We start from the raw sequence: 12,672 nt of genomic DNA, 5'->3' as shown, positions 1-12,672 counted from the left end.
CTCCTGGATCAGTACGCGGAGGCGTTGTCGACTTTGAAGTTGTACAGCTGACGGGCCGAGCCATACCGTTTGAAATCGGCGGCTTTATGGTCGAGGCCCGCGTCGTTCAGCAGCGCCTGAAGCTCTTGCAGGTGCTCGGCGCGCATTTCTTTCTCGATACAGTCCGAACCCAGCGACTGGACCGTGCCCTTGACGTAGATGCGCACCTCGTACAGCGAGTCTCCCAGCGCATCGCCGGCGTCGCCGCACACCACCAAACGCCCGGCCTGGCCCATGAAGCAGCTCATGTGGCCAATGCTGCCGCCGACCACGATGTCGACGCCCTTCATGGAAATACCGCAACGGGCACCGGCGTCGCCCTCGATCACCAGCAACCCACCGTGGGCGGTTGCACCGGCGGCCTGAGAGGCACTGCCCTTGACCCGCACCGAGCCGGACATCATGTTTTCCGCCACCCCCACGCCCACATTGCCGTGCACCGTAATGTTGGCTTTCTGGTTCATGCCGGCGCAGTAGTAGCCGGCATGACCGTCGATCTCTACCGAAACGTCTTCGTTGATACCGACAGCCAAGTTGTGTTTGCCGTCGGGGCGCGTCACGCGCCACTCACGGTCTTGCACCTCACCGTGCAGGGACTGGTTAAGGACACGCACCGAAGTGCTGGAAAGGTCGATCGTCTTCATAAGGTTCTCCAGAGGTTCGGTGGCAGGTCAGGCGCTTTCGCGCTCCCAGACGTACAGGGTGGCCGGCGCCGGCTCCCAGACCTTGGCGTTTTCAATACCGGGCAGGCTGGCCAGGGCCTGGTACTCGGAGGCCATGGCAACGTAGTCGTCGGTTTCAGCCAGCACCGCTGGCTTGCAGGCGATCGGGTCGCGAATCACCGCGAAGCCGTTGCGGGTGCCGATGGCAAAGGTGAAGAACCCGTCCAGGTCTTGCAGAGCCCCGTCCAAAGCCTTGGCCAAGGTATCGCCCTGCTGTAGGCGCCAGGTCAGGTAGCCGGCAGCCACTTCGGTGTCGTTGTCGGTCTCGAAGCTGATGCCTTCACGCTTGAGTTCCTGGCGCAGGCGGAAGTGGTTGGACAGCGACCCGTTGTGCACCAGGCACAGGTCGGCGCCGGTGGAGAACGGGTGGCTGCCCTCCAGGGTCACCGCGCTTTCGGTGGCCATGCGGGTGTGGCCGATGATGTGGCTGCCCTTCATGCCGGCCAGGCCGAAGCGGCTGGAAATCTCAGCCGGCAGGCCCATGCCCTTAAGGATTTCGATGCTCTGCCCGGCGCTCATGATGCGCACTTCAGGGGCCAGCTCGGCCAATGCAGCACGGGCGGCAGCTTCCGTGGTGTGCACCTTGAGCACGGCGGCGCTGGCGTTCTGAAACCAGTCCAGCGAGCAGCCCAAGCGCCCTTCCAGTTGCCCCATCAAGCTGGCCCACGAATAGCCCCCATCAAGGGCCTGCAACGTCAGTTTTACCCAGCCGTCGGCCACTTCATCGCCGTAAATGGCAAAGCCGGCGCTGTCGGGGCCACGGTCGGTCATGGCGTGCAGCATGGGTTCGAAGAGCTTGCCGAGCTGGGCTTCCAGCTCAGGCTTCTTCAGGTACAGACCTACGATTCCACACATGGTGATGCTCCTTACTAGGCAGTGGGCGACCGCTGTTTTGAGGGCCGCCCAAGGGATGGGGGCGGTCAGAAAAACTCGGTGTAACGCTGGATTTCCCAGTCGGAAACGTGGCGGCAATACTCCACCCACTCCATGCGCTTGAGCTTGATGAACTCGTCGACGATCTCGGCGCCGAGCACCTCGCGGAACAGGGGGTCGGCCTCGAGCGCGTCGGCGGCTTCCTTGAGCGATTGCGGCAGGGTCTTGATACCGCGTGCGGCGATTTCTTCGAGGCTCAGGGTGTAGAGGTTCTCGTTGCACATCTCGCCTGGGTCGAGCTGGCGGTCGATACCATCCAGGCCAGCCGCGATGATCGCGGCAGTGACCAGGTACGGGTTGCAGCCCGCATCCGGCAAGCGGAACTCAAGGCGCCCGTAGGGGATGCGGACCATTGCCGAGCGGTTGTTGGCGCCCCAGGCAACGAAGGCTGGGGCCCAGGTCGAGCCGGACAACGAGCGGCCAACCACCAAGCGTTTGTAGGAGTTGACGGTTGGCGCCGCGAAGGCACACAGCGCCGGGCCGTGGGCCATCAGGCCAGCGGCGAAGTGGTACGCCAGCTTCGACAGGCCCATGCCGCTGCTGTCGCTGGCGTCATGGAACAGATTCTTGTTGGTGCTGCTGGCCAGCGACAGGTGAAAGTGCATGCCATTACCCGCGCGCTTGGGGTCGGGCTTGGGCATGAACGAGCAGATCATCCCCAGGTCGTTGGCGATTTCGCCGGCCGCCATGCGGAAGAACGTGAAGCGGTCGGCCGACTCCATGGCGTCGCTGTAGGTGTAGTTGATCTCGAACTGGCCGTTGGCGTCTTCGTGGTCGATCTGGTAGATGTCGAAGCCCACGGGCTGCAAGGCTTCGGTCAGGCGCTCCAGAAACAGCCGCGACCGCGACAGGCCCTTGTAGTCGTAGCACGGCTTGTCGAGGTTGTCCGAGGCATCCACCAATTGCAGCTTGCCGCCTTCGTCACGGCGGAACAGGCTGAACTCGGGCTCCAGCCCGGTGTTCAGCGTCCAGCCCTTGTCGGCCAAGCGCTGCACCTGTTGCTGCAACACGTAACGGCTGTCATAAGGCCAGGGCTGGCCGTTGACATGGCCGACGCACACCACCCGGCCATAGCCGGGCTGCCAGGGGACCGGGATCAACGTGGCCAGGTCGCCCCGGGCCATGAAGTCCGGGCCGTGTGGCTCCATGCCCATGCCGCAGATGGCGAACCCGGCAAAACCGGCGCCCTCCTCGGCCACCATCTTGAGGCCCGAGACCGGCACCGATTTGGTCTTTGCCGAGCCATGGATGTCGACAAACTGCGCCAGCACATACTTAATGCCGTGCTGATCGAGGGTGCGCTGGGTTTCTGCTGGCAACATGGGTTGAACACTCCTGGGTAAGGGGTCGCTTGTAATTCCGCATGGGAAACTTACTTTCATCACAGGAATGCAAAGCGCTTGCCAGGTTTACCTCCACCGGCCTTTTCGCGGCGGTTCGGCGCGAAGAGGCCAGCCGCCATTACCCAGGAAATTCCGTTGTAGATATGGGAAACTTGTTTTCACCTGAGGAAAACGACTGCCACCGCAGCAGCATTTCGCACTTTCTCAGTGCGAAATCTTTATTCTTGAACTGAAACCGTGCAGGACATTAGATGCCGACCGAAACCCAACCGCGCCTTCGCCTGGAGCAGTACCTGGGCTTGCAGATCAAGCGCCAGCGCCAGGCCCAGTCCCTCAAACTCGCCGATGTGGCGCGCATCGCCGGTATCAGCCAAGGGATGCTGAGCAAAATCGAGAACGCCCAGGTGTCCACCAGCCTCGATACCCTCAGCCGCCTGTGCGATGTGCTGGGTATGCCGATGGCCAAGCTGTTCAGCCAGTACGACCAACCTGACGGCAATGCACTGCTGGTGAAGGCCGGTGAAGGGCTGGAGGTGGTGCGCCGGGGCACAGAAAAGGGCCACACCTATCATTTGCTCAATCACGCCAGGGGCCCGAAGAAGCACTTCGAGGCCTACATGGTGAGCATGGATGACGCCAGCGAAGAGTTCCCGACCTTCGCCCACCCAGGCACGGAGTTCCTGCATTTGCTGGAGGGTGAACTGGTGTACCGCCACGGCAACCAGCTCTATCACATGCACGCGGGTGACAGCCTGACCTTCGATGGCGAAACCCCGCACGGGCCGGAGCAGCTCGTGCAGGTGCCCATCCGCCTGCTGTCGATCATGAACTACGGCGAAGAGTAAGGCGGCGCGGCGCGACAACGATCAATGTCGCGATCAGACAACCAGACGTCGCCCGCGACCGGCCTCGCAACCCTGTATACAAAAATAATACACACATCAGCCAGCCCCGCGCCGTGGGCTGGCAGACGCAGTAATTGCGAGTAAACAGCCTCTCTTCACAATTCCAACGCTGTGGCGCCTTTTTGCACCGGGCAATTCGTCCGGGCTCATAACGATAAAACTCCCAGTTTTGAAAACCCGCGACGCGTCGGCCGGGAGTGCTTGCGCGCGCACATTGTGAAGCATTTGACTGCCATGATCGCTACCTCCCTCCCCGTAGCCGGTGCCTCCACCGGCCACCGCAACGCGCTGCTCGTTGCCCACATCGCCGCCGTCCTGTTCGGCCTGACCGGCATCCTGGGCCACTTGATCGAAGCCGACGCCAGCATTATCACCTTCGGCCGCGCCACCTTTGCCTTCATTGCCCTGGGCTTCGTCGCCGGGCTCAAGGGCACCCGGCTGCTCGACGCCCTGACCTTACGCAACCTGCCAATCCTCGGCCTGACCGGCGCGCTGCTGGCTGCCCACTGGGTGACCTTCTTCATTGCCGTCAAGGTCGGTGGGGTGGCCGTGGCGACCCTGGGCTTTGCCAGCTTCCCCGCCTTTATCGCCATGATTGAGCGCGGTGTGTTCGGCCAACGCATTGGCGCCACCCAAGGTTTGTTATTGCTGATGGTGACGACAGGCCTGGTGCTGGTCGTGCCCACCTTCGACCTGCTCGACAAAGGCACTGTCGGCCTGCTGTGGGGTTTGGGGTCTGGCCTTGCCTTCGCCTTGCTGACGGTCGCCAACCGCCGCCGCTCATCGAGCATGAACGCGATGCAGGTGGCGTTCTGGCAGAACGTGGTCGTGGCCGCGCTGGTGGCACCGTTCGCCTTCACTCACTTGGGCAGCACCAGCCTGGGTAGCCATGACTGGGTCAACCTGGCGCTGCTGGGCGTGTTCTGCACCGGGCTGTCGCAGTTCCTGTTCGTCAAGAGCCTGGAAGGCCTTGAGGCGCGTACCGCCGGCATGATCATCGCGCTGGAGCCGGTGTATGCGATTCTTGGGGCGTGGTGGTTGTTTGGCGAGCAACCGAGTGTGCGCATGGCGGCGGGGGCGGCGTTGATCGTGTTGGCGACGCTGCTGGCTGCGGCGCGCAAGGCGCCGGCGGAGCACGGTGATACCAGCCGCTGCGCGCATTGATACGCAAGTATTGGCCCTGTGCTACATCACAGGGCTTCTCATGCACCTCGCCAACAGGTTGCGACATTGAGACGACAGTGCGATTAGGCTGTTCGATACTGGCTACCTCTGATGCACGATGTTGAAGCGGATAGGCTCCCATAAGCCGGTGGCTCTTCATCGCCTACTGGCGATGCAAAGCCCAGATTTTCGTAATTAGGCGGGAGATGTGCAGGGTCTCTCTTATACGCGTAACCTTTAACATTGAGTGGCAGCTCCCCCGACTTCAGCGCCACTCCAAACGACCCATTCTTAGAAGCATGATGCGTACCGAACGACAAATAATCTGCACGGGTAATCGAATGTAGATAAAATCTCCCATCTTGCTTCATAACACCATGAATTCCATTGGTATTATACAAAACAAGATTAGACAGGTCAGCAGGTCGCTCATTAAAAGCCTTTATGAACACCTTCACACTCTGCGGATAACCTGCATCTTTTAATAGCTGACTGAGCCCCGTTTTATCCATAAGGCCCACCGCTTTCTGCAATCCGGTAATACTCACCCAAGCGCGGCCAGAAGGGTCCGTGCGATTGATGGGATCTCCCCCACAGTAGCCATACACATTCAACCCACCACTGCCAAAAGGGCTTGATCTGTCAGGGCCTACAAAGCGCCCGGTTAGTGGACTGAATAACCTATGTCCGTTTCCTAGCGGATAACAGCCGGTCACGGTATCACGCCACTGGCCGGTAAAGCCAACCAACGCCAACCTTCTTCCATGGCCCGAATAACCATACGGTGAATAGGCCTCCGCGGCTTTCTGCCCGCTCGTAAGCGCGGCGATGACAGTATTGGCCCCATCAACTTGCAGCAGTGTTGATGAGGTATGCAACTGTGCCAGCACCGTGTTTCCAGCACGCATCAACCGCGCGCTTTCAGCCCCTACCTGACATACCACTCGCCCCTTAACGTAGAATAAATACATAGCTGAATGCTTACCGTCGGCATGGTGCATAATAAGATAAAATTTCGCAGTGATGTCTTAATATTACACACAAGATTACACCGCAAAAAACTAGCATTTCTATCAGGTCATACACTTCTACCACGATAGCGTCGGCGCATGTTAGCCACTTCCTCCAGGTAAAAGACTGCGCTCGAACATGAACGCCCGCGCATCCTGTGGCGTGTACTGATAGAGCTGTTGCGGCCTGCCCAGTCGCGGCTGGCTCTTTTCTCCTGTTTCGCGTACCCACCCCAGCTCGCGCAAGCGCTCCAGGCGTTTGCGCAGCGAGGTGTTGTTCACCGCCTGCCCCAGGCACGCCTGCACTGCCCCCAAGGCATCGAGCACGGTGAACTTCTCGGCCAGCAGGTACAGCGGCAAGCTGCTATACACAGTCTTCGCCGCCAGCCGTTCGCGGGCGCGCTCCACCAGCAAGTTGTGGTCGAAGGGCAAGAGCACCTTGCGCCCCAGCACGCTGTCCATATCGACAAACGCCAGCTGCTCACCTTCAACGGTCTGCCCAGGGGCGAGCAAGGCCAGGTAGTAGGTGCTCAGCGACCAGCCACGCGGGTCACGGAACGCATTGCCTTCGGTACCCACCTGTTCCATGTAGCACGGCACCACCCGGGCCTTCTCCCGCAAAGCGCGGTCGGCCGCGCCTTCCAGGCTGGTGTCGGGGATACGGCCGTTGACGATCACACCCGGCAAGGCCCACTGGCCGGCGTGCGGTTCGCGCTCACGGCGGTGCAACAACACTTGCAGATGCTGGGCTTCAGGGGCCATGCGCAAGGCGACGATATCGACGCTGGCCAAGACTTCAGTGCTACTCAAGGGAACGCTCCACGCTTCAGTCACTCAATAATCCACCAGAGCAGTTAAGTAGCACAAGGGGCTTTGTTTCATTAGCTCGTGCTTGACACACTTAATGCACTAGGTGGAATATATAGCCATGCCAGCGAGGAGAGCACCATGAAGATCGCCAGTTTCGATGTCGACGCGCAAAACGGCTTCACCGCCAACGCCCCGCAGGAACTACCCGTGCCCGAGGGCGATGAGATCGCCGCCGACCTCAACGCCATGGCCCTGCGTGCAGACTTGCGCCTGGGCAGCAAGGACGCTCACCCGGCCAATGCAGCCTGGGTGGTTGCCGACCCGGCCCAGATGCTGCAATCCCTGCCGCTGGCCAATGCCGATCTGACCTGGGTCAGCCACTGCGTGCCAGGCACACCCGGCTTCGAACTGCTGCCTGGCCTGCCCGCCCCCATCGATTACGACTACTTCGTGTGGAAAGGCGTCGAACCCGACTTGCACCCCTATGGCGCCTGCTACCACGACCTGGCCGAACGCCGCTCCACCGGGGTGATCGAATACCTCAAGGTGCAGCAGGTGGGCGCCGTGATCGTCGGCGGCCTGGCCCTGGACTACTGCGTCAAGACCACCGCCCACCAGCTGCGCCGGGCCGGGTTTCAGGTGTTGCTGTACCTGCCGGCTTGCCGCGCCCTCACCCAGGCCGGCGCCATCGCTGCCTGCGGCGCATTGGCCGCCGAGGGTGTCATCCTCTGCGGCGACGAAGCCGCGCTCGACTACCAACTCTCGCTGATCAAGGAAGACCGCCCATGAGTGACAGCGTTTTCGGCCCTCGCATCATCCAGAACCTGCTGGACACCGACTTCTACAAGATCACCATGATGCAGGCGGTGCTGCACAACTACCCCAACGCCGAGGTGGAATGGGAATTCCGCTGCCGTAACGGTGAGGACCTCTCCCCTTACCTGGCAGAAGTCCGCTACCAGGTCGAGCAACTGGCCGATGTCACCGTCACCCACGACCAATTGGCCTACCTCGAAAAAATCCCGTTCATCAAACCGGACTTCATCCGCTTTCTGAGCTTGTTCCGTTTCAACCTGCGCTACGTGCAGGTCGGCCTGGACGACGCCGGGCAGCTGGCAATCCGCGTGCGCGGGCCGTGGCTGCACGTGATCCTCTACGAGATCCCGCTGCTGGCAATCATCAGCGAAGTGCGCAACCGCTACCGCTATCGGGAAGTGGTGATGGAACACGTGGGCGAGCGGCTGTACCAGAAGCTTGACTGGCTCAAGGCCGAAGCGAGTGCCGATGAGCTGGCAGGCTTTCAACTGGCCGATTTCGGCACCCGACGGCGCTTCTCGTACCGGGTCCAGGAGCAGGTCGTGCACATTCTCAAGCGCGACTTCCCTGGCCGCCTGGTCGGCACCAGCAACGTGCACCTGGCCCGCGAATTGGAACTCAAGCCCATCGGCACCATGGCCCACGAATGGTTCATGGCCCACCAGCAACTGGGCCCGCGCCTGGTCGACAGCCAGGCCGCTGCGCTTGAATGCTGGGTACGGGAATACCGCGGGCTACTGGGCATCGCCTTGACCGATTGCATCACCATGGATGCGTTCATGGGGGATTTCGACTTGTACTTCGCCAAGCTGTTCGATGGCCTGCGCCACGACTCGGGCGACCCGCTGGCATGGGCAGAAAAGGCCATTGCCCACTATGAAAAACTGGGGATCGACCCGCGAAGCAAAACGCTGATCTTCTCGGATGGGCTGGATTTCGCCAAGGCGCTTGGCCTGTACCGCGCACTGCATGAGCGGATTAACGTGAGCTTTGGCATCGGCACCAACCTCACCTGCGATATCCCAGGGGTGGAGCCGATGAACATCGTGATCAAGATGACAGCGTGCAATGGGGCGCCGGTGGCGAAGATTTCCGACAGCCCGGGCAAGACCCAATGCCGGGACGAGAACTTCGTGGCGTATCTCAAGCACGTGTTCAAGGTGGGTTGATACCGCCGGGAGAGGCCAGCTTCGCTAACCGTCTTTGGGCTCGCCCACACACAACTCCATAAACCGCGCCGCCGCTCGCGACGGCGTGGCAGCATGGGGCATCAGGATGGAAAAGCGCCTGACCAACGGCTGCGGCGTAATGCGCAGCCGCCGCAACACGCCATCCTCATGGCGAATCGACATGGCCGACACAAAGCCAATCCCCATACCTGCCCGCACCGCTTCCTTTACCCCTTCCACACCGGCGATTTCCATCGCGACGCGCATTGCCACGCCACTGCGGGCAAACGCCCGCTCGACAATCTGCCTCACCCCTGAGCCACTCTCGCGCAGCACCAGTGGGTAGGCCCCCAAGGATTCCAAGGTCTGCGCCTCGTCACCGGCCAACGGATGAGTACTGGGCACGATCGCGACGATCTCATCCTCACGCCACGGCGTGACCCCGGTGCCCAACGGCAACTCCTGCCCGGGAGGCCCTTCGATCAAGGCGATATCGACACTGCCCAGCGCGGCGACAATTTCAGCCGTGTTGCCATTGGAGGTGCTCACCGACACGTCTGGGTAGCGTGCGTGGAAGTCGGCGATCAGGTACGGCAGTAGGTAGCTGGCCGGCGTGGTACTGGCGCCGATGCGCAAGGTGCCGCGCTCCAGGCCGCGCATGGCCTCGCGCAGGGCTTGGGCCTGGCGGAAGGTATCGCGCAGGCGCTCGGCATGGGCCAGCAACTGCTCACCTGCAGCCGTGAGGCGCACCCCGCGCCCCGCGCGTTGGTAAAGGGGCTCACCGAAAGCCTCCTGCAGCAACTTGAGCTGCCCGGACACAGCGGGCTGCGAGAGGTGCAACGCCTGGGCCGCGTGGCTGATGTTGCCATGCTCGGCGACGGTGGCGAATGTTATCAGCTGTTCTGGGGTCATAAATTCAAAATATCAGCTAAACGGATACCTCACATCCTAAATTACGATTTTTTATAAGCTTATAACCAGATTAACGTAAGCCTTGTCGAAATACCTTTCCCGGAGGACTCACATGGCCACGGTTCCATCCCACCCCGCCTACGCGCCTACCCTCTCTACCCGAGGGCGGCTCAATGGCATTTTGTTCGTGGCGCTGTTCGCGCTTGCCGTCACCCAATTGGCAGCCTTGCCCGCCATCGCCAACCTGGGCATCAGCCCGCTGATCGTCGGTATCGTTGCCGGTGCCCTGTACGGCAACGCGCTGCGCGATGGCGTGCCGGCGAGCTGGGCGGCGGGCATCAACTTCTCGGCCCGCGGGCTGCTGCGCATCGCCGTGGCCTTTTTCGGCCTGCGGGTCAGCCTGCAGGAAATCGCCGAAGTCGGCTGGTCGGGCCTGACGGTTTCGCTGCTGGTGGTGGTCAGCACCCTGCTGATCGGGCTCTGGTGCGGCATGAAGCTGCTCAAGCTGGACCGCGACACCGCGCTGCTCACCGCTGCCGGCAGTGCCATTTGCGGCGCCGCTGCAGTACTTGCGTTCGAGTCGGCGCTGCGCAGCGCCCCGCACAAGAGTGCCATGGCCGTTGGCAGCGTGGTGCTGTTCGGCACCCTGTCGATGTTCCTTTACCCCTTGGCGATCAATGCCGGATGGCTGCACCTGGATACCCTGGGCGCGGGCCTGTTCCTGGGCGGCACAATCCACGAAGTGGCCCAAGTGGTAGGTGCAGCCAGCAACGTCAGCCCCGAGGCGACGCACATCGCCACCATCGTCAAGATGACCCGGGTGATGCTGCTGGTGCCGGTGCTGCTGGTGGTAGGCCTGTGGATCAGCCGCTCGCGCCAGCCGGGCCAGGCGCAAGGCAACGGCCGCATCGCCATGCCCTGGTTCGCTTTCGGCTTCCTGGCGCTGGTGCTGGTGAACTCGCTGCAGGTGCTGCCTGGCAGTGTGACTCAGGCGATCAATAGCCTCGACACCTTTGCCCTGACCATGGCCATGACGGCGCTAGGGATGGAGACACGCTTCAGCCAGATCCGCCAGGCAGGGCCACGGGCGCTGCTGACCGGGGCGATACTGAACCTTTGGCTGGTGGGGGGTGGGCTGGCAATTACGCTGGGTGTGCAAAAGCTCTTCGCATGACTTATGGTGTTGTCTAAGAAGGATGTTTTACCTGCACAGGAAAGACTTAGATGCCCCAACGCCATGTCATAAATGCATCCGTCAGCCCCAAAGGCAGCCTGGAGACGCTGTCGCAACGTGAAGTCCAGCAACTGAGCGAAGTCGGTACCGGTAGCCTCTACACCCTGTTCCGCCAGTGCGCGCTGGCCATCCTCAACACCGGCGCGCATGTCGACAATGCCAAAACCATTCTCGAGGCCTACAAGGACTTCGAGGTGCGTATCCACCAGCAAGACCGGGGCGTACGCCTTGAACTGCTGAATGCCCCCGCCGACGCCTTCGTCGATGGCGAAATGATCGCCAGCACCCGTGAAATGCTGTTCAGCGCCCTGCGCGACATCGTCTATACCGAAAGCGAGCTGGCCAGCCAGCGCATCGACCTGGAAAGCTCCCAGGGCATCACCGATTACGTGTTCCACCTGCTGCGCAACGCCCGCACCCTACGCCCAGGCGTGGAGCCGAAGATGGTGGTGTGCTGGGGCGGCCACTCGATCAGCAGCGAAGAATACCAATACACCAAAAAGGTCGGCCACGAACTGGGCCTGCGCAAGCTGGACGTCTGCACCGGCTGCGGCCCTGGCGTAATGAAAGGCCCGATGAAAGGCGCCACCATCGCCCACGCCAAGCAGCGTATGCACGGCAGCCGTTACCTGGGCCTGACCGAGCCGGGCATCATCGCCGCCGAAGCGCCCAACCCGATCGTCAACGAGCTGGTGATCTTGCCGGACATCGAGAAGCGCTTGGAAGCCTTCGTTCGTGTCGGCCACGGCATCATCATCTTCCCGGGCGGCGCCGGTACTGCCGAAGAGTTCCTCTACCTGCTCGGCATCCTCATGCACCCGGACAACCAAGGCCTGCCCTTCCCGGTCGTGCTCACTGGCCCCCGCAGTGCCGAGCAGTTCCTGCTGCAACTGCACGCTTTCGTCGGCGCCACCCTCGGTGAAGCCGCGCAAAGCCACTACCAGATCATCATCGATGACCCGGCCGAAGTCGCGCGCCACATGGTCGAAGGCCTCAAGGAGGTCAAACAGTTCCGTCGCGAACGCAACGACGCCTTCCACTTCAACTGGCTGCTGAAGATCGACGAGGGCTTCCAGCACCCGTTCGACCCGACCCACGCCAACATGGCCGAACTCGCCCTACGCCGCGAGCTACCGCCCCATGAACTGGCCGCCAACCTGCGCCGAGCGTTTTCCGGCATCGTTGCCGGCAACGTCAAGGACAAAGGCATCCGCCTGATCGAAGAACGCGGCCCCTACCAGATCCGCGGCGACAGCGCAGTATTGGAGCCACTGGGGCGATTGTTACAAGCATTCGTCGACCAGCACCGCATGAAGTTGCCGGGTGGTGCCGCCTATGTGCCGTGCTACCAGGTAGTGACCTGAAAACGGTGATCTAGCGCCGGCTCTTGATCTTGATCTGGCTTTTGACCTTCAGCGACTCAGGAGGCCGAGCGCAGGCCTTGCGAAGGGAGGTGACGGGCAAGGATGCCCGTCAAGCGCTGGGGCCCAGGATGGGCCCTGCAGCGCGGTCCTCCCGTGAGCAAGGCCGTAGCGAGGGGACCCCGAAGCGCAGCGTAGGGGCCGTATGATGGAGCGCAGCCCTTTTTGGTTACTTTTTGGGGCGTTTGCCAAAA

The 12,672-nt window shown here is 61.7% G+C and carries 12 protein-coding genes; 6 read left to right on the top strand and 6 right to left on the bottom strand.

Translation table 11 applies throughout. The features are described 5' to 3' along the window. Positions 1-8: 8 nt before the first annotated feature. The 3 genes from D886_RS0118705 to glnT all read right to left on the bottom strand — a co-directional run bounded on the left by D886_RS0118705 (position 9) and on the right by glnT (position 3,016). A complete protein-coding gene (locus D886_RS0118705) occupies positions 9-683 on the bottom strand; it encodes a protein glxC (protein ID WP_027595364.1) in 675 nt (224 codons plus the stop codon). A 27-nt stretch (positions 684-710) separates the two neighbouring features. Continuing rightward, positions 711-1,616: a glutamine amidotransferase family protein gene (locus D886_RS0118700; protein WP_027595363.1), complete on the bottom strand. Its 906-nt coding sequence runs from the start codon at positions 1,614-1,616 to the stop codon at positions 711-713. 65 nt (positions 1,617-1,681) lie between these two features. After that, on the bottom strand, positions 1,682-3,016 hold the full coding sequence (gene glnT, locus D886_RS0118695) for a type III glutamate--ammonia ligase (RefSeq protein ID WP_027595362.1): 1,335 nt from the start codon (positions 3,014-3,016) through the stop codon (positions 1,682-1,684). A gap of 272 nt (positions 3,017-3,288) precedes the next feature. Between glnT and D886_RS0118685 the strand changes: the two genes are divergently transcribed. Further along, positions 3,289-3,882: a cupin domain-containing protein gene (locus tag D886_RS0118685; RefSeq protein ID WP_027595361.1), complete on the top strand. Its 594-nt coding sequence runs from the start codon at positions 3,289-3,291 to the stop codon at positions 3,880-3,882. A gap of 294 nt (positions 3,883-4,176) precedes the next feature. Further along, positions 4,177-5,106: a DMT family transporter gene (locus D886_RS0118680; RefSeq protein WP_027595360.1), complete on the top strand. Its 930-nt coding sequence runs from the start codon at positions 4,177-4,179 to the stop codon at positions 5,104-5,106. Positions 5,107-5,189: 83 nt separating this feature from the next. Here the strand turns inward: D886_RS0118680 and D886_RS27955 are convergent, their stop codons facing one another. Together D886_RS27955 and D886_RS0118675 are read right to left on the bottom strand one after the other, a co-directional pair. After that, on the bottom strand, positions 5,190-6,014 hold the full coding sequence (locus D886_RS27955; protein ID WP_177323903.1) for an RHS repeat-associated core domain-containing protein: 825 nt from the start codon (positions 6,012-6,014) through the stop codon (positions 5,190-5,192). A 204-nt stretch (positions 6,015-6,218) separates the two neighbouring features. Further along, a complete protein-coding gene (locus D886_RS0118675) occupies positions 6,219-6,926 on the bottom strand; it encodes an NUDIX hydrolase (RefSeq protein WP_027595359.1) in 708 nt (235 codons plus the stop codon). A gap of 138 nt (positions 6,927-7,064) precedes the next feature. On the opposite strand from D886_RS0118675, the gene D886_RS0118670 reads away from it, so the two are divergent. Together D886_RS0118670 and pncB are read left to right on the top strand one after the other, a co-directional pair. Beyond that, on the top strand, positions 7,065-7,715 hold the full coding sequence (locus D886_RS0118670; RefSeq protein WP_027595358.1) for an isochorismatase family protein: 651 nt from the start codon (positions 7,065-7,067) through the stop codon (positions 7,713-7,715). Next, a complete protein-coding gene (gene pncB / locus D886_RS0118665; RefSeq protein WP_027595357.1) occupies positions 7,712-8,911 on the top strand; it encodes a nicotinate phosphoribosyltransferase in 1,200 nt (399 codons plus the stop codon). Before D886_RS0118670 ends, pncB begins: the two co-directional genes overlap by 4 nt. Before the next feature lie 24 nt (positions 8,912-8,935). Here pncB and D886_RS0118660 read toward each other — a convergent pair whose 3' ends face one another. Further along, positions 8,936-9,823 carry a LysR family transcriptional regulator gene (locus D886_RS0118660; protein ID WP_027595356.1) on the bottom strand — a complete coding sequence of 296 codons (888 nt, stop codon included), beginning with the start codon at positions 9,821-9,823 and terminating at the stop codon, positions 8,936-8,938. A gap of 112 nt (positions 9,824-9,935) precedes the next feature. On the opposite strand from D886_RS0118660, the gene D886_RS0118655 reads away from it, so the two are divergent. Then, positions 9,936-10,997, top strand: coding sequence for a YeiH family protein (locus D886_RS0118655; RefSeq protein WP_027595355.1), 1,062 nt, complete (start codon positions 9,936-9,938; stop codon positions 10,995-10,997). A 50-nt stretch (positions 10,998-11,047) separates the two neighbouring features. Then, a complete protein-coding gene (gene ppnN, locus D886_RS0118650; RefSeq protein WP_027595354.1) occupies positions 11,048-12,421 on the top strand; it encodes a nucleotide 5'-monophosphate nucleosidase PpnN in 1,374 nt (457 codons plus the stop codon). The last annotated feature ends 251 nt before the right edge of the window (positions 12,422-12,672 follow it).

This window comes from Pseudomonas sp. LAIL14HWK12:I7, assembly GCF_000483465.1.
Lineage (GTDB): Bacteria > Pseudomonadota > Gammaproteobacteria > Pseudomonadales > Pseudomonadaceae > Aquipseudomonas > Aquipseudomonas kermanshahensis.
Note: the sequence above shows the minus strand (reverse complement) of the source record. Positions and strands in the feature narration are given on the sequence as shown.

Bases quoted from the DNA above. Each gene is read 5' to 3' on its own strand.
- D886_RS0118670 (WP_027595358.1), top strand. From the start codon at position 7,065: ATGAAGATCGCCAGTTTCGATGTCGACGCGCAAAACGGCTTCACCGCC.
- D886_RS0118700 (WP_027595363.1), bottom strand. From the start codon at position 1,616: ATGTGTGGAATCGTAGGTCTGTACCTGAAGAAGCCTGAGCTGGAAGCC.
- D886_RS27955 (WP_177323903.1), bottom strand. From the start codon at position 6,014: ATGCGTGCTGGAAACACGGTGCTGGCACAGTTGCATACCTCATCAACA.
- D886_RS0118685 (WP_027595361.1), top strand. From the start codon at position 3,289: ATGCCGACCGAAACCCAACCGCGCCTTCGCCTGGAGCAGTACCTGGGC.
- pncB (WP_027595357.1), top strand. From the start codon at position 7,712: ATGAGTGACAGCGTTTTCGGCCCTCGCATCATCCAGAACCTGCTGGAC.
- D886_RS0118680 (WP_027595360.1), top strand. From the start codon at position 4,177: ATGATCGCTACCTCCCTCCCCGTAGCCGGTGCCTCCACCGGCCACCGC.
- glnT (WP_027595362.1), bottom strand. From the start codon at position 3,016: ATGTTGCCAGCAGAAACCCAGCGCACCCTCGATCAGCACGGCATTAAG.
- D886_RS0118660 (WP_027595356.1), bottom strand. From the start codon at position 9,823: ATGACCCCAGAACAGCTGATAACATTCGCCACCGTCGCCGAGCATGGC.
- D886_RS0118655 (WP_027595355.1), top strand. From the start codon at position 9,936: ATGGCCACGGTTCCATCCCACCCCGCCTACGCGCCTACCCTCTCTACC.
- D886_RS0118705 (WP_027595364.1), bottom strand. From the start codon at position 683: ATGAAGACGATCGACCTTTCCAGCACTTCGGTGCGTGTCCTTAACCAG.
- ppnN (WP_027595354.1), top strand. From the start codon at position 11,048: ATGCCCCAACGCCATGTCATAAATGCATCCGTCAGCCCCAAAGGCAGC.